Origin of the sequence: Paenibacillus sp. FSL R7-0273, assembly GCF_000758625.1 — a bacterium.
Classification (GTDB): domain Bacteria; phylum Bacillota; class Bacilli; order Paenibacillales; family Paenibacillaceae; genus Paenibacillus_AQ.
In genome coordinates, this window is record NZ_CP009283.1 from 3,383,401 (window position 1) to 3,400,788 (window position 17,388).

The window sequence follows — 17,388 nt, forward strand, 5'->3', positions numbered from 1 at the left end:
GCGTGTAGTATGGAACAATACTAATTGTTTTGGAGGTTCTTTTGTTTTGGAAAACTACAGCGACATCAAACAAAGTGAAAAAGGAGCCTGGCTCAGCCTGCTGGCGTACATAGTGTTATCTGCAGTCAAGCTGCTGACCGGGACCTTCTCCGGCTCCCAGGCGCTGCTTGCCGACGGACTTAACAACAGCACCGACATTATTGCATCCATTGCTATTCTGATCGGTCTGAAAATATCGAGAAGGCCTCCGGATTCCAATCACAGCTACGGGCATTTCAGGGCAGAGACGGTTGCCGCACTGATTGCCTCATTCATCATGGTTGCTGTAGGGTTTCAAGTTCTGTATCAGGGTGTGAACAAGTTCATTCAGCCGGTGCTGGAGACACCTGACCTGATAGCCGCCTGGACGGCTGCAGGCAGCGCAGCGGTAATGTTAATCGTATACAGGTATAACATCAGGCTGGCCCGCAGGCTGAACAGCAATGCTATGCAGGCAGTGGCACAGGATAACCGGTCGGATGCGCTCGTCAGCATAGGGGCTTTTACCGGGATCATTGGATCGCAATTCGGCCTGCCCTGGCTTGATCCGGTAACCGCAGTTATTGTCGGCCTGCTGATCTGTAAAACAGCCTGGGACATTTTCAGCAAGGCCACCCATGACCTGACAGACGGCTTTGACGCCGGACAGCTGGAGCTGATGAAGCAGACGGTCGCGGGAATTGCCGGTGTGGAATCCATCAAGGATATTAAAGCGAGGGTGCACGGCAACAATGTGCTGGTCGATACGACGGTGCTTGTCAAACCCAGCCTGAACGTGGTGCAGAGCCATGATATAACCGAAGAGATCGAGGATCAGCTTAAGGGACAATATAGGGTGTCAAATGTGCTGGTGCATATTGAGCCGGTGTGAAATGTGAATTGTATATAGGTAGAGCAGTATGAGCGGAAAGCCTGAGCAATCAGGCTTTTTTCTTGTTGTCTATCCATATTTAACCCATTTGTGCTTGACTTCAACATAGGCGGTATGTATATAATATCAATATGTTAATAACAAAGTAGTAATAAGTTAAAGCCTGATATAAATTATCAGATAAGGAGCGTTATATGAACAAGCAACCGATAACCGATGCCCAGGGGCTGACGGAAGAGCAGTTTCTGCAAAGCTATGATGCCGGAGTATATGAGCGCCCGTCCGTGACTGTTGACATGCTAATTTTTACCGTGATGGAGCAGGAGCAGGATAACTACCGCAAGCTGCCGGAGAAGTCATTGCAGCTTCTGCTGATTAAGCGGGGACAGCATCCGTACCTGGGACAGTGGGCATTGCCGGGAGGCTTTGTTTCAGTGGATGAGAGCATTGAGGATGCGGCCAGAAGAGAGCTTTATACGGAGACGAATATCGATAATATCTATATGGAACAGCTCTATACCTGGGGAGATGTAGGCCGCGATCCGCGCATGCGTGTCATCAGCTGCTCTTATATGGCACTGGTTGACCGGACAACGCTGAATGTGCAGGCGGGTGATGATGCTGCAGATGCTGCCTGGTTCGAGGTGTCGCACCAGTTAATCGAAACGAACCGCACGGAGCTGGAGCAGGGCTACAGGCTGCAGAGGCTGTTCCGTATTACGCTGCACAATGGCCAGACAAGGCTAGCTGGTGTGGTTAAGCACACGGAGACAGTACACGGGCATGTCCGTAAAGCTCACAGTGAGATTATGGAGAGTGAAGGGCTCGCTTTTGATCACCTGCTGATGGTGCAGTACGCCATTGAACGCCTGCGCGGCAAGGTGGAGTATACAGATATTATTTTTAATCTGATGCCGCCGTTATTCACTCTATCCGAGCTGCAGCGGGTGTACGAAATCATACTCGGCAAGGAGCTGTTGGCTGCAGCGTTCCGGAGAAAAATCGCCGACAGTGTGACAGAAACGGATGAATACACGAAAGATGCCGGACACCGGCCGTCCAGGCTGTACCGGTATAATACCAATAAAGAATAAGCAGAACAGAATAGAGGTGCTATGCGTGATGGAACAGTTCACCTATTTTTATAAAAGTCATTCGCCCTTCTCACAGTGGTTTCCGTGCTCATTTACAGTAGGTGATAACCATTTCAATAGTGCGGAGCAGTACATGATGTATTGTAAAGCCCGGTTATTCGGGGACGAGGAGCGGAGCCGGAGGATTCTGCTGGCCCGTATCCCCAGAGAGCAAAAGGAATTAGGCAGACAGGTAAAGGGCTTCGAACAGAGTAAATGGGAGCTGCATTGTAAAGACATTGTCTACGAAGGGAATAAAGAGAAATTTATACAGAACGAAGAGCTGCTGCAGCAGCTGCTTGATACTCAAGGGACTACGCTTGTGGAAGCGAGTCCGACAGACCGGATCTGGGGTGTAGGCTTAACGGAGGATGATCCGGCGATCCGCAGCAGAAGCACATGGCGTGGTTCGAACTGGCTCGGAGAGGTTCTGACCACACTGCGCGAGGATCTGATCAAGGGGTAATTGTATGCCTGAACTTTGCCTCGGCCAAAAACCCCGGCGGCGGCTTCCTGGGCGGCAGCCAGGCGCAGGAGGAAAGTCTGGCGCGTGCTTCTGCCCTATATCCAAGTATTTCGCAAATGAAGGAAATGTACGACTATAACCGCGGACGCAGAACCTGCTTATATTCGCACTACATGATCCACTCTCCGGGTGTTCCCGTATTCCGGGACAGCCGTGACCTTCTGCTGGAGGAGCCTTATACAGTGTCGATGATTACTGCCCCGGCCGTTAATGCGGGTGTAGTCAGGGAACGGGACCCCCAGGAGGCACCTCTGATTGCCGGCGTGATGCTGGAGCGGATCCGGTATATTCTTGCAGTCGCTGCAGAGCAGGGACACCGGACTATTGTGCTTGGAGCATTCGGCTGCGGTGTATTCCGCAACGATCCGGCTGAGGTTGCCGGATTCTTCCGGCAGGTGCTGGCGGAGGAAGATTATCAGGCGCTTTTTGACAGCATCGTATTTGCGGTTCTAGACCGTTCTCCGGGACAGGCTACATTAAATGCCTTCCGGCAGAAACTGTTGTGATGTTGTTCACAGAACATGTCTGAGGAAAAGGTGAAAATAAAGGTTGTATTTGTCTATTGGAAAAAATGGAAAAGGGCAAGGTGAGCTATGATCAACTGGAAGGAATCGTATGACATCGGTGTGGAGCAAATTGATTGCCAGCACAGGCAGCTGCTTGTGAAGCTGAACGAGTTTTTTGACGCGTGCACCAATCAGAAGGGCAAGGAACAAATTGAAGAAACACTGAGATTCCTTAAAGAGTATACGCTGGAGCATTTCAGCAGTGAAGAGCAGCTGATGAAGGACATTGATTTTCCTGAGCTGGCGGAGCACCAGAAGACGCATGCTGAATTTGTTAAGACAGTACTTGAGCTGGAAGAGACGGTTAAGACCAAGGGAGTATCGGTACTATCGACCATTAAGCTGAACCGTACTCTGACTGACTGGCTGCTTCAGCATATCAGCAAATGCGACCAGCTGATCGGCGACTGTATCGCTAACAAAGGCAGAGCGGTGTAACTACATAAGGATGGTGCGAGGATGCCGCAAGGCATCTTTTTTTGTAAAATAAGGCTGCTGGTTAAACCGGTATTTAGCGAAGGTGCTGTGCAGAATTTATACCCGCCAAATACTTTGTGATATGATTTGAACTAGAGCATTAAGATAGGCTTTAAGCTAAAGGAGTGGGATCATGAAAAACCTGCGCATGCTGCTGTCAGGAACGGTAATGCTGCTGGTGCTGGGACTAGTTAATTTTTATATCGGGTATCATCTGCGGGTTCTGCTGGAGGAATTTGTGCCGGGTCTTTCTGCAGGCTTGTACTGGACGGTGTTCATGGTCATTGCTTTTGCATATATGATCGGAATGGTGCCGTGGCCGAAGAGCTTGAAGCCTGCCGCCAGATTGTTCAAGGTAGTCGGCTCTTATTATCTCGCCTGTATGGAGTTTGCCGTTATTATGCTGCCGCTGACCGATTTACTCTATTGGATACTGGGACTGACGGGTGTCAACCGCAGTCTGTTTACGGCTGAGGCAGGGGCGACGCTGGTGCTGCTGCTTGCCGTATTCCTGATCTGGGGCTCACGTAATGCGTGGAGTACCATTGTTCGCTCCCATCCGATCCGGATTGATAAATCAACCGGAACGAGCAGCCCGCTTACGGTGGCTGTAGCATCCGACCTGCATCTGGGGAATATCGTGGGCAACCGCCATCTGCGCAAAATGGTAGCTGAAATCAACCGGATGAACCCGGATATCGTCCTGCTGGCTGGTGATGTGCTGGATGACAGCATTGAGCCTTTTATCCGCAACAGGATGAGTGAACAGCTGAAGCAGCTGAAAGCACGGTACGGCGTGTATGCCGTCCTCGGCAACCATGAATATTATGGCGGCTCGATCCCGCAATATACCCGGGTAATGGCCGAGATTGGCATCAAGGTGCTGCAGGATGAGGTTGTTGAGACCGGAGGGGTATATATTGCCGGGCGTAAGGACAAAACGGCTGAGTCGATGGAAGGCGGCAGAAAAAGTGTCGCTGCGCTGCTCGAAGGGCTTGATCATTCCCGGCCTATTCTGATGATGGATCATCAGCCTACCGGATTTGATATGGCTGCCAAGGCAGGAGTGGATGTTCTGCTGTCAGGGCACACTCACCGCGGCCAGATCGCACCTAACCACTTCATTACGAGACGCCTGTTCGAGCTGGACTGGGGCTACCTGCTCAAAGAGAAGCTGCATGTCGTCGTTTCCTCGGGATACGGGACCTGGGGACCGCCGATCCGGCTGGCCAGCCGCTCTGAGCTGATCAGGCTGGAGGTGCTGCCGGAAGGCAGCAGGAGCTTTAACGGAGAACCGCTGTCTGCGAAGACTGTGCTGGCCTAAGCGCTATTTGATTGGATGTTATTCGCCTCCTGCCTGCATTCTCTGCAGCTGAGCAGGGGGCTCTTACTATTCGGAGGGAAGCTCATGAAATATGTTGAGATTGGCCTGGGAAACCGCTGGCTGGTGCGCACTGAAACGGAGCTGGCGGATGGCAGCGAGTATGAGCAGCGAGGAATCGTAAGGCCGCTTAAGCTGCATTCAGTATACATAAGATGCTGGATGGGGCACACCGTATATGTGTTTGATATCCGATCGGGCTTCAAAAGAACCCGTAAGAGCCGGAAAGCCTTCAAGCTCATCCTGGGCTTCAGCAGCTACCTGTAATCATATTCTTTGACAGCGGCAGATGGAAAAGGTACATTATAGTAGTTAAGCTATTAACTAAATGGAGCTGAACTGTAATGAAGGATGATTTACACAAGCTGGTGCTGGAGCAGCCGCTGACAACGGAAGCTTTTTTCACGCTGGTGGAGACTACTGCAAGTGCTGTAGCGGTATCGGAAAAATATTGGCAGCTGCATGGATTAAACGGGGCGAGGATCCGGATTCTGGTCGAAATAGCCAAGCATGGCGGCAGTATTCTGCCTTCGGCGCTGGCTGAAAGGATCGGCGTGAGCAAGGCCAATATCAGCCTGCTACTGTCACCGCTGGAAAAGGAAAAGTATATTACCCGGGCGGGTCACGCCGAGGATGGCCGGAAGACTGTAATTTCCATTACGGAACAAGGGCAGACGCTGCTGCTTAAGCACTTGCCGGAGAACCGGCAGGCTGTTGCCGAAGTGATGAGCCGGCTGGACGGGGAGGAGTTGTGTCAGCTGATGCGTTTGCTTGGGAAGCTGAACCGTCCTTAGTTCACAGTAAATAGGCTTATCGAAGCGAAAGAGGTAAATGTGTTTCCCTGTCCGTATAGTTAAGGACTTAACTATAATGACTCTGACTCATATAAAGAAAGGGAGTATCACTATGCGAATCATGATTACAGGAGCAACCGGTCAGCTTGGAGGTTTGATTATTGATCATTTGCTGCAAAAGCTGCCTGCCGGTAGCTTAGTTGCCGGTGTACGAAATTTAAGTAAAGCTGCCAGGCTCCGGCAGTCAGACATCGAGATCCGTCACACGGATTATGATCTTCCGGAGTCGCTGGAAACGTCATTTGCAGGCATTTCACGCCTGCTCTTCATATCCAGCCCGCATCAGGAGGATGCCGTCAGGCTTCTACAGCACAAGCGGGTTATCGAAGCAGCCGGGAGAGCAGGTGTGGAGCATATTCTCTATACTGGCTTTGCCTTTTCACACCAGGGTAGTCCAGACAATATTCATACGCTCACTGAACAGGCAATTCTGGATAGCGGGATGAAATATACTTTCCTCAGAAACGCGCTTTACATGGATTTTGTGAGTGTCATCGGTTTGAACGAAGCGGTCAGCAGCGGTGTGCTGAACACACCACCGGGGAATTGGCGGTTTAACGCCGTCACGCGCAGCGATCTGGCTGTGGCCGCAGCGGAAATTACGGCAAATGACGGACATGAGAATACAAGCTACGAATTAACTGCCCCGCACGCCTGGACATTCGCAGATCTGGCCCAAGCACTGACCGAGTTATCCGGAAAGCCCGTTATTCACCGGGAAAAGCCCGGGATACAGCATTGGATTTATAACTGGCTGTCAGCAATTAACACCGCTTCAACCTCGGCTGATCTGGAGAGAGGGATGGGGCGGCCTGCTGCTTCGCTGAAGGAGAGTGTTGCACCTTTTATAAGGTGTCAGCAGGCTTAGATATTGTTAATTTGTCATCCTCAAGTATTGTTGCTACCATATAGAACAGCTAGATTTGATAACGGGAGTGGACGACAATGAAAAAAATCCTGGTTGCCGACGATGATCTGAATATCCGTACCCTGCTGCGGCATGTACTGACCCGGGAGGGCTATCTTGTTGTTGAAGCGGGGGACGGGCGGGAGGCGCTCGGGCTGCTGAAGGAGCATACGGTCGATCTGGCGGTGGTGGATGTGATGATGCCGCAGATGGACGGGCTGGAGCTGTGCCAACATATACGGGAGACCTATGATATACCGGTTATTCTGTTAACAGCGCGCCAGCAGCTAAGCGATAAGGAGCAGGGTTATCTGCACGGGACGGATGATTATGTGACGAAGCCGTTCGAGCCTGAGGAGCTGTTATTCAGGATGAAGGCCTTGTTCCGCCGGTATTCGGTGGCATCGGATGACCGGATTCGTCTTAACTCGCTCGTCATTGACCGCAAGAATTATGAAATCAGTGACGGAAATGATGTATTGCTGCTGCCGGTAAAAGAATTCGAGCTGCTGGCCCAGCTGGCCCAGTATCCGGGAAGATTATTTTCGCGCAGTGAGCTGATTGAGCTGGTGTGGGGTGCGGACTATGAGGGGGATGAGCGGACGGTGGATGTGCATATCAAGCGGCTGCGCCAGCGGTTCGCGGATTACCAGAATGATTTTCTGATCAGAACCGTGCGCGGAATAGGCTATAAAGTGGAAATGGTGAATGCATGAAATCAATGTATATAAGAATGTGCCTGCTGTTCTGTTCGATGATTGTCATGAGCAGCGTGCTTGGCTTCCTGGTGTCCAATCTGTATTATCAGGCCCGCATCAAACCGCAAAACGACGCCAAGCTTACTAAAATGGCCATTGGGATGCAGCAGTTCATCCAGGATCATCCGGACAGCGCCGGGGAGTATCTGCTGAGTACGGCATCGCTCGGTTACAAGCTGTATCTCACTAACGGGGCCGGGGAGGAGCGGTTCTACGGATTGCCTTTCCGGAAAAATGATCTCCCTGCAGACAAGCTGCAGCTGGTGCTGGACGGCACAATCTATCACGGGGTTGCTGATTTTCCGGGCAGTGCGTTTATTACCGGATTTTTTGATAATCAGCTCAGTAATTCGGTCGGCGTTCCGGTTCAGCTGGACGGACAGACCTATGCGCTGTTCATGCGGCCGGATGCGCAGGTGCAGTTCGGCGAGCTAAGGCTGTTTTTTGCCATGCTGATCGGGTTCAGCATTCTGTTCAGTCTATGGTTTGTGGTGGTTGCCGTGCTGCATGTGGTTAAACCCATTACCAGGCTTACCGCTGCCACACAGCGTATCTCCAAGGGCAGATACGATATCAGGCTGAATACAAGACGGCGCGATGAGCTCGGCCAGCTGGCCTCCCATTTCATGCTCATGAGCCGGGAGCTGGAGCGGACGAACCGGGCACGCCAGGAATTCGTTGCCAATGTCTCGCATGAGATCGAGTCACCCCTCACCTCCATTCAGGGCTTTGCCCATGCCCTTAAGGATTCCGCATTGCCGGACAGCCAGCGACTGGAGTATCTCTCCATCATTGACCAGGAAAGCCGGCGGCTGTCCATGCTGAGTAAGCAGCTCCTGACACTGTCTACGCTGGATTATGATGAGAACGCGCTGCAGAGGGAACGGGTCGATCTGCGGGCCCAGCTCCGCCAGGTCATCCAGACGATGGAATGGCGGCTAACCGAAAAGGAACTGGCGGTCCGTCTGCATGCTGAGGAGATTACCGTTATGGCAGACGCGAATCTGCTTCATCAGGTGTGGATGAATCTCGTATCAAACGCAATCAAATATACACCGGCCGGGGGGACAATCTCCCTGTCAGCTTCAGCAGCCGATGGCAGCTGTACCGTTACGGTAGCGGACACCGGTGAAGGTATTTCTGCTGATGAGCTGCCGATGATTTTTGACCGGTTCTATAAGGTTGATAAAGCGCGTACTGCAGGCAGCAACAGCAGCGGTCTGGGTCTTTCCATCGCCCAAAAGATTGTCATGGCGCATAACGGGACCATTGAGGCTGCCAGCACCGTGGGGGAGGGCACTTCTTTTACGGTCACACTGCCGCATCTGTAATCGTTTATTCATACTCCGTTCATTTTCAACCTTTACACTGTTGCCATACAGAGATGAAGGAGTGGTAGTATGTTTTTGGCATTAAGGGAAATGAGGCACTCCAAGGCAAGATACAGCCTTATTATGGTGATCATGCTGCTGGTTTCGTTCCTGGTGCTGTTCGTGACCGGACTGGCCCGCGGGCTGGCCTATGCTAATATTTCTGCTGTGGAAAATATGCCGGCGGGCTATTTTGCAGTCCAGGATGATGCGGAGCATGCCTTTAGACGTTCGCAGTTAAATGAAACGGAGCTGGCTGCAGCTATATCCGTTGTCGGCACCGGCAATGCTGCAACGCTGGCTGTACAGACAAGCACGGTTACGGCTGAGGCTGCAGAGGTAAAAGCGGATATCACCTTTTTTGCGGTCGATATGGACGGGATGCTGGCACCTGAGGTGGTGCAGGGTGAAGCCTTAACCAATGCTTCTCAGGGAAGTGTCATTGTAGACTCAAAGCTGGAGAAATCCGGGATTGCGGTCGGGAGCACCATCGTTGACCAGGCCTCAGGGATGAGCTTTAAGGTGGCAGGCACCGTTGAAGAAAGCTCCTACAGTCATATGCCGGTCATCTACATTACGGAATCGGACTGGCAAGTCATGAAAGGTGGCACGGTACAGGAAGGGTCAGATCAGCTGCCAGCCCCTTACAATGTAATCGCACTGAAGGCGTCTTCTGCACAGGCTGCTGAGGTCGCGGGCAAGCTGGATCACGTTGAAGTGATTACGCAAAAGCAGGCCATTTCGAGCATTCCGGGCTACGCTTCTGAACAGAACTCCCTGCTCATGATGATCGCTTTCCTATTTGTTATCGCAGCGTTTGTGCTGGCCGTCTTCTTCTACGTGATCACGATCCAGAAGACGAGCCAGTTCGGCATCCTGAAAGCGATGGGCACCCAAATGTCCTACCTTGCCTGGAGTGTAGTAGGCCAGGTGCTGATTCTTTCTGCGGCGAGCCTGGCTGTCAGTCTGCTGCTGACCTTTGGCATGAATATGGGACTGCCGGATACGATGCCGTTTCAGCTGGAGCGTTCGACCATTCTTTTGACCAGTGTATTGTTTATCGGCATGTCGCTGCTGGGTGCATTAATCTCTGTAGTGAAAGTGGCTAAAGTGGACGCTTTGGAAGCGATAGGGAGGGCTGGAGCATGAGTGCAATGCTGATGATGAAGCAGGTTACCAAGACGTACGGGGATGGCGGCCGGACAATGTCAGTGCTTAACCAGCTGGACCTTACAGTGAACGCCGGGGAGTTCGTCGCTGTGCTGGGGCCGTCCGGTTCAGGCAAGAGCACCTTCCTTTCGGCAGCCGGAGCGCTTTTAACACCGACCAGCGGTGAAATCTGGATTGACGGAGAAGCATTGACTAACAAAGATAAGCGGGAGCTGACAGATCTGCGGCTGCAAAAGATCGGCTTCATGTTCCAGAGTGCTCAGCTGCTGCCTTATCTAAAGGTGGAGGAGCAGCTGCTGTATGTAGCCAGGCTGGCGAAGCTGGGAACTAAGGAGTCCAAGGAACGGGCTGCCGGCCTGATGAAGCGGCTGGGAATCTGGGAACGCCGCGGCCAATATCCCGAGAAGCTGTCCGGGGGCGAGAAGCAGCGGGTGGCTATTGCGCGGGCCTGGATGAACAAGCCGGCTATTCTGTTTGCCGATGAGCCTACGGCCAGCCTGGATTTCGAGCGCGGTAAGGAGGTTGTCCGGATGATCGCCGACGAGGTGCGCAGCGAAGGCAAGGCCGCAGTCATGGTAACCCATGATGAGCGGATGCTGGAATGGTGTGACCGGGTGCTTCATCTGGAGGCCGGAAAACTGGTGGAGCACCAGAATAAAGGAGCTGAAACCGTTAGAGTATAAGCTTTTATAATGATAAGCCTGATTCCGCTGAATAGAAGGGAATCAGGCTTTTTCGGCTGTAAGCAGCTTCTCCAGGAATACCCGGCTAGCCATTCCTATCTGCTCCTCTTTCCGGCGGATAATCAGAAATTCCCTTTCCGGCAGCCTCTGCCGGATTCTGAGCTCGCTGATCTCTCCGCCGGCAAGCTCTTTACGTACAATCCAGCGGGACAGCAGTGTGATTCCTAGACCGGCGGCAACAGCCTCCTTTACTCCCTGGCTGCTGTTAAACACATAGGAGCGTCTGGCAGAGAGCTGCGCTTCCTGCAGAAAATGATCGCTGTAAGCACGCGTACCAGAACCGGGCTCCCGCAGCACCCAGACTTGATCCTGCAGCATCTCATTATCTACAGCGAGTGCTGCGGTGAGCGGGTGTCCTTTTGCTGCCGCAACGATCATCTCATCCTTCATATAGGGGATAATATCCAGCTCAGAATCGCTGGTTTCACCTTCTATGAAACCAATGTCTATCCGGTTTGACTTCACAGCCGCAATAATCTCCTCGGTATTGCCAATCGTAACCTGCAGATCGACCTGCGGATACTGCCCTGCATAATCGGCCAGTCTTCCTGGTAAAATGTATTCCCCTATTGTAAAGCTTGCCCCAAGATTAAGGCTGCCCGTGACCTCATCTCTAAGCAGCCGGATTTCCTGTGCGGCTTCCTCATAATGCGCGAGAATTTGCTTCGCATGCTTAAACAGCACGGCGCCAGCCTCTGTAAGCCGGACCGCCTTTGGGGAGCGGTGCAGCAGCTTGCTGCCCAGCTCATTCTCCAGGTTGCGGATGTGCAGGCTGACTCCGGGCTGTGACAGGTTCAGCAGCTCTCCGGCCCTGGAGAAATGCCGCTGCTCGGCAACGGTAACAAATACCCGCAGTGCATCAACGATCATAAGAATCCCTCATTTTAGATAAGCTATATGCCCTCATAATAGCATACTGCTTCAGTTAATAATAAGTATTTGTAATGATTGAAATAACAAACCGGTATTTCACATTCCATCAGCTCCTCCGTATAGTTAAGGCAGAGCAGCCGCGACAGATACGGCGGACGGGGAGTGAAAGAGATGCACATCCAGTTCTTTCAGCATGTGACTAAGCTTGGACCGGAAAAGAAACTTCAAGGGTATATAAAGAGATTCCGCAGCTTCAGTAGCGGTCTGCTGATAGTGGTAATATTGGCGGTAGCGGCCAAATACCTGGCACAGCTGCCTGTTCTGAATATGATGGGCCAGCTTGTACTGGCCATATTGCTGGGAATCATCTTCCGCGCCGCAGCGGGCGTACCGGAAAAAGCAAACGCAGGCATTCAGCTTATCTCCAAAAAAGGGCTAAGAGCCGGCATTATCCTGCTGGGTCTAAGATTGAATCTGCATGATATCGTCCAGGCCGGCCCAAAGGTGCTCGCCTTGGCTGTCATAAATATAGGATTTACGCTCATCACGGTATACCTGATATGCAGAGCCATTAAAATGGACCGGAGGCTCGGTATCCTGACTGCCTGCGGTACAGCCATCTGCGGAGCAGCCGCCGTAGCGGCAGTCTCCCCGCAGATTAAAGCTACCGATAATGAAACGGCCGTGAGTGCCGCGACGGTAGCGATATTGGGGACAATTTTTACAATCGTCTACATTTCGGCTTATCCGCTCCTCGGGCTGAGCGAATCAGGGTATGGCATTTTTGCCGGAGCAACGCTTCACGAGGTCGCACATGTCATTGCAGCATCTGCACCGGTTGGACAGCAGGCAGCTGATCTGGCGGTTATCGTCAAGCTGACCCGGGTAGCCATGCTTGCGCCGGTTGCACTGGGATTAGGCTTATGGGATAACCGCCGTCAGCACTCTAAAAGCGAAAAAAACCAAGGCAAAAAAGTGATACTTGATAGAGAAGAAACACACGGCAAGCAAAATAAGCTCCAGGTACCCTGGTTTATCGGAGGCTTTCTGCTGATGAGCGGCGTGAATACCTTGGGTATTCTTCCGGAGAAGGCCACTGCTGATTTGCTGGTTCTGGCTTATCTGCTGCTTGCAATGGCGATGGCCGGCCTGGGTCTTGGCATTGATCTAAAGACCTTTGGCCGTTTAGGCGGTAAGCCTTTCGCGGCCGGGTTAGCCGGGTCCCTGCTGCTTTCCCTGCTTGGATACGGTCTTATTCAGCTTATGGGTTTAACCTAACTAGCCCGCTCTTCTGATGGAACTTATCAATTGCAGGCTACCTTGTACTGCTGCGGTAGGCCGACGGCGACACGCCCGTATTCTTCTTGAACACTTTGGAGAAGTGAGCCAGATCCATGCCGACCTGCTCGGCAATATCGCCGATGCTGAATGTGGAGCCGGACAGCTGCCGTTTGGCCAGCTCCATCCGTTTGTACTGCACATAATGCATTGGAGGCATCCCCATGAACTTTTTGAAATAGGGAATAAAATAATTGGGATGCAGATGCACAAGCGCGGCCAGCTCCTCCACCTCCATAGGCTCATGAAGATGCTCTTCGATATATCCGAGGACGCTGGCCAGCTTGCCGTGATCCCCCGTATGCGCTACATCGTCCAGAAAGTTGGCATACCCGCCGCCCTCAAGGCAAATAGCGAGCAGCTGCAGCAGACTGGCCTGCCTGCGCAATGTGGACAGGAAGCTGTCATCCTGGAACAGATCAATCAGCTCATTAAAGATCGCCCGGACCGCAGCGGGATCAGCAACCTCACAAATATAAAGCTTGCCTGCATTGTGAAACAAAGGCCATTCCCCGATCTGCGCGTCAAAATGACAATAATAGCGGACATAGGAATTATGCGGATAGGTTACGGAGGTCTGTGTTGTCCCGGCTGGCATAATCATCAAATGACCGGCATGCGGATAATGAGTCTCCCCGTTAATGATCACTTTACCTTCTCCGCTGTCTATGAAATACAGCCGGTTAAAGGAGGGGGTCTCATTGCTGCGGTCCCAGCCCGGATATTTGCTGCTTAGCTGGGCGTGAGTCACTCTCACCGTCAGGTTCTGCAGCAGCCGTCCCGTCAGATTTCCTGTATGCGTGCCGTTTAGCCGGCTGTTCCTATTTCCGTTCAATGCAGGGGCAGGGTTGTTGTTTTGCTTATCTTTTATTCTTTCACTCAGCTTTCCGTTCATCATGCCGGAAGCGTTCATTTCTGCTTTCCCCTCCTTAATGGATTTTGAATTTGGGTTTAACAATTATATAAGCAGAAGGCGGAAGCAGCGGAGGGGAAGTTTGGAACTGTAGGAGCGTTAGCGACCGCCTTTGTCTGCGGATTTCCACCGCGAACAGCGGTTATAATCAAGAAATCTGCAGACAACAGCGGCCGGAAGTCCAAACATTCCCTGGAGTCTGTGGACAACGCCAAGTAGCGGATCTATTGTTCAAAGCTGATTCATAATCCATTATACCGCTTACATTTGTACATTACATCTTAATAATTTACAAAAACACCTTAATTCCGCTCATGTTCTTGAACCGGGATTAGGGTTATTCTCATTTCATAAACATTTACAGGAGTGATCGATCAGATGGATAAGGTTCGTTTTGGCATTATTGGGGTAGGCAATATGGGCAGGTCTCATGCCTTCAGTCTGTTGAATGAGGTGAAAGGCGCTGAATTGACAGCTGTCTGCGATATCAGCCCGGAGCGGCTGGAGTGGGCGGCGGAGCAGCTGCCTGAGCATGTTCTGCGGTTTGGCACAAGTGAGGAGCTTTTCAAATCAGGAAGTGTGGATGCAGTACTGATCTCCACGCCGCATTATGACCATCCGCCGCTTGCGATTGAGGCGCTGAAGCATAATTTACACGTGCTGATTGAAAAGCCGGCAGGCGTGTTTACCAAGGCCGTGCAGGAAATGAACGATGCCGCCGCACAGAGCGACCGTAAATTCGGCATTATGTACAATCAGCGGACGAACCCGCTGTACCAGAAGCTAAAAGATCTGATTACATCCGGTGAGCTTGGCGAGATCCGCCGCACCAACTGGATTATTACAGACTGGTACCGTTCGCAGAGCTATTACAATTCCGGCGGCTGGCGCGCGACCTGGGCCGGTGAAGGCGGAGGCGTGTTGCTGAACCAGGACCCGCATCAGCTGGACCTGTGGCAGTGGACAACCGGGATGATGCCGAAGCGGGTACGGGCCTTCTGCCAGTTCGGCAAGTACCGCGACATTGAGGTAGAGGACGACGTAACGGCTTATGTAGAATACGAGAACGGTGCGACCGGCCTGTTCATCACAACGACAGGAGAGGCTCCGGGAACCAACCGTTTTGAAATTACCGGGGATAACGGAAAAATCGTTGTCGAAGACGGCAAGCTGACCTTCTGGCGGCTGCGCACACCGGAGCCTGAGTTCAATGCGACCTATACCGGGGGATTCGGCCAGCCGGAATGCTGGAAATGTGAAATCCCGGTGGATAAAGGTAGCGGGGGCGGCCATCAGGGCATTCTGCGCAACTTCACAAATGCAATTCTGGACGACGAGCCTTTGATTGCTCCGGGTGAAGAGGGCATACGCGGCTTGACGCTGTCTAACGCGATGTATTTATCCGCCTGGACAGACAACTGGGTGGAGCTGCCGATTAATGCGGAGCTGTTCCATGAACACCTGATGGAGAAAGTTAGAAGCTCCACCTTTAAGAAGGAAACAAGCCAGGGGAAAGCGCTGGATGTATCAGGAACCCACTAAACTACAATAAGGAGCGATACTGTAATATGAACTTATCTTCCATTGCCGCACAAATGTACACACTCCGTGAATTTACCAAAACGCCGGAAGGCTTGAGAGAATCCTTTCAGAAGCTAAAAGAAATCGGCTATAAGGCGGTTCAAATCTCAGGCATCGGGCCGATTGATCCGCAGCTGGTTAAAGAATATGCCGACGAAGCAGGGCTAGCCATCTGCGCGACCCATGTTCCCTGGAGCCGGCTGGTGAATGATCTGGAAGCGCTTGCTGCAGAACATAAGCTGTGGAACTGCAAATACATCGGGCTGGGATCACTTCCTGCCGAGTATCAGACCAGCCGGGAGGGCTACCGCAGCTTTGTCAGCCAAGCCTCGGAAATTGCCCGTACACTGAAGGAGAAGCACGGCCTGCAGTTCATTTACCATAATCATGATTTTGAATTTGAACGCTTTGACGGCACAACCGGCATGGAGGTGCTATTGAGTGAAAGTGATGCGGATGCTGTCGGCTTCGAGCTCGATCTGTATTGGGTCCAGGCTGGCGGAGGAAGTCCGGTCAGCTGGGTACGCAAGGTAGAGGGAAGAATGCAGGTTGTCCATCTCAAGGATATGGCAATTGTTGAACGGAAGGCGGCTTTTGCTGAAATCGGCGAAGGGAACATGAACTACCCGGACATCATCGAAGCCTGCCGTGAGACCAGTGTGGAATGGTATGTGGTTGAACAGGACGTCTGCCGCCGTGATCCGTTCGAAAGTCTTGCCATCAGCCTGAACTATTTGAAAAAGCTCTTGTAGCCGGGAGGGGATCAGAGAATGAACCGCAAGGACGGAATGATGTACGCACCAAAAAACGAAGCGCGTCCGGTAGTACAGCCAGGTGAATTTACATTTGCCGCTATTGCGCTGGATCACGGACATATATACGGCATGTGCAACGGGCTGATAGAGGCAGGTGCTGAGCTCAAGTGGGTATATGATCCGGATGAAGCTAAGGTTAAGGCTTTTATCAATACCTATCCGGGGGTTAAAGCGGCAGGCAGTGCAGAAGAAATCCTTGAGGACCCGGAGGTCAGGCTTGTTGCAGCAGCGGCGGTTCCCTCTGAACGTGCTGCTTTGGGAATCAGGGTCATGGAGTACGGCAAAGATTATTTTACGGATAAAGCGCCGTTCACCTCGCTGGACCAGCTTGCTGCAGCAAAGGAGCAGGTCCGGAAGACTGACCGTAAATACATGACCTACTTCAGCGAGCGTCTGCATGTGGAGAGCGCAGTCTACGCCGGACAGCTGGTGAAGCAGGGGGCAATCGGCCGTGTAATCCAGGTCATGGGTACCGGGCCGCACCGCCTGAATGCACCGAGCCGGCCGGACTGGTTCTTTCAGCGCGATAAATACGGCGGCATTATCTGCGATATCGGCAGTCATCAGATTGAGCAGTTTTTGTATTATGCCGGCTGCAGCGATGCGAAGATTCTGCACAGCAAGGTTGCTAACTATAACAATCCGGAGTACCCGGAGCTGGAGGATTTCGGCGATGTTACGCTGGCCGGGGATAACGGGGCTACCCAATATTTCCGGGTAGACTGGTTTACGCCTGAGGGGCTGGGAACCTGGGGAGACGGCCGGACCGTTATTCTTGGCACGGAAGGGTACATCGAGCTCCGCAAGTATATTGATATCGGGCGGTCCACCGGATCAGATCATGTGTATTGGGTCGACGGCGAGGGAGAGCATTATGAGCAGGTATCGGGTAAAGTAGGCTATCCGTTCTTCGGTGAGCTGATTCTGGACTGCCTGCACCGGACTGAACACGCAATGACCCAGGAGCATGTATTCAAGGCTGCGGAGCTGTGCCTGATTGCCCAGGCCTCAGCACTAAACCTTACCCCGGAAACACTGAAATAGGCGGCTAATCAACTAGATGTGAAAAAGAA

Annotated in this window: 18 protein-coding genes and 1 pseudogene; 17 read left to right on the forward strand and 2 right to left on the reverse strand. The window is 52.2% G+C overall.

What is annotated here, in order from left to right:
• Positions 1–46 precede the first annotated feature (46 nt).
• The 13 genes and pseudogenes from R70723_RS14580 to R70723_RS14640 all read left to right on the forward strand — a co-directional run bounded on the left by R70723_RS14580 (position 47) and on the right by R70723_RS14640 (position 10,735).
• Positions 47–910, forward strand: coding sequence for a cation diffusion facilitator family transporter (locus R70723_RS14580; protein ID WP_039872994.1), 864 nt, complete (start codon positions 47–49; stop codon positions 908–910).
• A gap of 194 nt (positions 911–1,104) precedes the next feature.
• Entirely contained in the window at positions 1,105–2,004 is a 900-nt protein-coding gene (locus tag R70723_RS14585; RefSeq protein ID WP_039872995.1) for an NUDIX hydrolase, read from the forward strand.
• 28 nt (positions 2,005–2,032) lie between these two features.
• Complete coding sequence (locus R70723_RS14590; protein ID WP_039872996.1) at positions 2,033–2,509, forward strand: riboflavin biosynthesis intermediates N-glycosidase; 477 nt, start codon at positions 2,033–2,035, stop codon at positions 2,507–2,509.
• Positions 2,509–3,075: pseudogene (locus tag R70723_RS14595) on the forward strand (TIGR02452 family protein); the annotation flags it as partial. The gene R70723_RS14590 and the pseudogene R70723_RS14595, both read left to right, overlap by 1 nt.
• An 87-nt stretch (positions 3,076–3,162) precedes the next feature.
• Complete coding sequence (locus tag R70723_RS14600) at positions 3,163–3,573, forward strand: bacteriohemerythrin (protein WP_052421319.1); 411 nt, start codon at positions 3,163–3,165, stop codon at positions 3,571–3,573.
• 172 nt (positions 3,574–3,745) lie between these two features.
• Positions 3,746–4,936: a metallophosphoesterase gene (locus tag R70723_RS14605; RefSeq protein WP_039872997.1), complete on the forward strand. Its 1,191-nt coding sequence runs from the start codon at positions 3,746–3,748 to the stop codon at positions 4,934–4,936.
• An 84-nt stretch (positions 4,937–5,020) separates the two neighbouring features.
• The gene (locus tag R70723_RS14610) at positions 5,021–5,260 is read left to right on the forward strand and encodes a DUF3977 family protein (RefSeq protein WP_039872998.1); all 240 of its coding nucleotides are present in this window, start codon (positions 5,021–5,023) and stop codon (positions 5,258–5,260) included.
• Between the two features lie 77 nt (positions 5,261–5,337).
• Positions 5,338–5,787 (forward strand): MarR family winged helix-turn-helix transcriptional regulator, encoded by a 450-nt coding sequence (locus R70723_RS14615; RefSeq protein WP_039872999.1) that lies wholly within the window; start codon positions 5,338–5,340, stop codon positions 5,785–5,787.
• 112 nt (positions 5,788–5,899) lie between these two features.
• Entirely contained in the window at positions 5,900–6,715 is an 816-nt protein-coding gene (locus R70723_RS14620; protein WP_039873000.1) for an SDR family oxidoreductase, read from the forward strand.
• 77 nt (positions 6,716–6,792) lie between these two features.
• Entirely contained in the window at positions 6,793–7,470 is a 678-nt protein-coding gene (locus R70723_RS14625) for a response regulator transcription factor (protein WP_039873001.1), read from the forward strand.
• Positions 7,467–8,843 (forward strand): sensor histidine kinase, encoded by a 1,377-nt coding sequence (locus R70723_RS14630; protein ID WP_039873002.1) that lies wholly within the window; start codon positions 7,467–7,469, stop codon positions 8,841–8,843. Before R70723_RS14625 ends, R70723_RS14630 begins: the two co-directional genes overlap by 4 nt.
• A 69-nt stretch (positions 8,844–8,912) precedes the next feature.
• Positions 8,913–10,031, forward strand: a complete 1,119-nt coding sequence (locus R70723_RS14635; RefSeq protein ID WP_039873003.1) for an ABC transporter permease — start codon at positions 8,913–8,915, stop codon at positions 10,029–10,031.
• Positions 10,028–10,735: an ABC transporter ATP-binding protein gene (locus tag R70723_RS14640; RefSeq protein WP_039873005.1), complete on the forward strand. Its 708-nt coding sequence runs from the start codon at positions 10,028–10,030 to the stop codon at positions 10,733–10,735. The genes R70723_RS14635 and R70723_RS14640 overlap by 4 nt, the downstream gene beginning before the upstream one ends.
• Positions 10,736–10,777: 42 nt before the next feature.
• Here R70723_RS14640 and R70723_RS14645 read toward each other — a convergent pair whose 3' ends face one another.
• Positions 10,778–11,665 carry a LysR family transcriptional regulator gene (locus tag R70723_RS14645; RefSeq protein WP_039873006.1) on the reverse strand — a complete coding sequence of 296 codons (888 nt, stop codon included), beginning with the start codon at positions 11,663–11,665 and terminating at the stop codon, positions 10,778–10,780.
• A 174-nt stretch (positions 11,666–11,839) separates the two neighbouring features.
• On the opposite strand from R70723_RS14645, the gene R70723_RS14650 reads away from it, so the two are divergent.
• Complete coding sequence (locus R70723_RS14650; protein ID WP_081957383.1) at positions 11,840–12,946, forward strand: YeiH family protein; 1,107 nt, start codon at positions 11,840–11,842, stop codon at positions 12,944–12,946.
• Positions 12,947–12,983: 37 nt separating this feature from the next.
• On the opposite strand, the gene R70723_RS14655 is transcribed toward R70723_RS14650, so the two are convergent.
• Complete coding sequence (locus R70723_RS14655; protein WP_231574890.1) at positions 12,984–13,919, reverse strand: helix-turn-helix domain-containing protein; 936 nt, start codon at positions 13,917–13,919, stop codon at positions 12,984–12,986.
• A gap of 378 nt (positions 13,920–14,297) precedes the next feature.
• On the opposite strand from R70723_RS14655, the gene R70723_RS14660 reads away from it, so the two are divergent.
• Genes R70723_RS14660 through R70723_RS14670 form a run of 3 tightly spaced genes read left to right on the forward strand, consistent with a single transcriptional unit; the run spans position 14,298 to position 17,359 of the window.
• Positions 14,298–15,461: a Gfo/Idh/MocA family protein gene (locus tag R70723_RS14660; RefSeq protein WP_039873007.1), complete on the forward strand. Its 1,164-nt coding sequence runs from the start codon at positions 14,298–14,300 to the stop codon at positions 15,459–15,461.
• A 26-nt stretch (positions 15,462–15,487) separates the two neighbouring features.
• A complete protein-coding gene (locus R70723_RS14665; RefSeq protein WP_039873009.1) occupies positions 15,488–16,252 on the forward strand; it encodes a sugar phosphate isomerase/epimerase family protein in 765 nt (254 codons plus the stop codon).
• Between the two features lie 18 nt (positions 16,253–16,270).
• A complete protein-coding gene (locus tag R70723_RS14670; RefSeq protein WP_039873010.1) occupies positions 16,271–17,359 on the forward strand; it encodes a Gfo/Idh/MocA family protein in 1,089 nt (362 codons plus the stop codon).
• Positions 17,360–17,388: the final 29 nt, after the last annotated feature.

Bases quoted from the DNA above. Each gene is read 5' to 3' on its own strand.
- R70723_RS14615 (WP_039872999.1), top strand. From the start codon at position 5,338: ATGAAGGATGATTTACACAAGCTGGTGCTGGAGCAGCCGCTGACAACG.
- R70723_RS14660 (WP_039873007.1), top strand. From the start codon at position 14,298: ATGGATAAGGTTCGTTTTGGCATTATTGGGGTAGGCAATATGGGCAGG.
- R70723_RS14645 (WP_039873006.1), bottom strand. From the start codon at position 11,665: ATGATCGTTGATGCACTGCGGGTATTTGTTACCGTTGCCGAGCAGCGG.
- R70723_RS14635 (WP_039873003.1), top strand. From the start codon at position 8,913: ATGTTTTTGGCATTAAGGGAAATGAGGCACTCCAAGGCAAGATACAGC.
- R70723_RS14610 (WP_039872998.1), top strand. From the start codon at position 5,021: ATGAAATATGTTGAGATTGGCCTGGGAAACCGCTGGCTGGTGCGCACT.
- R70723_RS14630 (WP_039873002.1), top strand. From the start codon at position 7,467: ATGAAATCAATGTATATAAGAATGTGCCTGCTGTTCTGTTCGATGATT.
- R70723_RS14590 (WP_039872996.1), top strand. From the start codon at position 2,033: ATGGAACAGTTCACCTATTTTTATAAAAGTCATTCGCCCTTCTCACAG.
- R70723_RS14585 (WP_039872995.1), top strand. From the start codon at position 1,105: ATGAACAAGCAACCGATAACCGATGCCCAGGGGCTGACGGAAGAGCAG.
- R70723_RS14600 (WP_052421319.1), top strand. From the start codon at position 3,163: ATGATCAACTGGAAGGAATCGTATGACATCGGTGTGGAGCAAATTGAT.
- R70723_RS14655 (WP_231574890.1), bottom strand. From the start codon at position 13,919: ATGAACGCTTCCGGCATGATGAACGGAAAGCTGAGTGAAAGAATAAAA.
- R70723_RS14670 (WP_039873010.1), top strand. From the start codon at position 16,271: ATGAACCGCAAGGACGGAATGATGTACGCACCAAAAAACGAAGCGCGT.
- R70723_RS14665 (WP_039873009.1), top strand. From the start codon at position 15,488: ATGAACTTATCTTCCATTGCCGCACAAATGTACACACTCCGTGAATTT.
- R70723_RS14625 (WP_039873001.1), top strand. From the start codon at position 6,793: ATGAAAAAAATCCTGGTTGCCGACGATGATCTGAATATCCGTACCCTG.
- R70723_RS14620 (WP_039873000.1), top strand. From the start codon at position 5,900: ATGCGAATCATGATTACAGGAGCAACCGGTCAGCTTGGAGGTTTGATT.
- R70723_RS14650 (WP_081957383.1), top strand. From the start codon at position 11,840: ATGCACATCCAGTTCTTTCAGCATGTGACTAAGCTTGGACCGGAAAAG.
- R70723_RS14605 (WP_039872997.1), top strand. From the start codon at position 3,746: ATGAAAAACCTGCGCATGCTGCTGTCAGGAACGGTAATGCTGCTGGTG.
- R70723_RS14640 (WP_039873005.1), top strand. From the start codon at position 10,028: ATGAGTGCAATGCTGATGATGAAGCAGGTTACCAAGACGTACGGGGAT.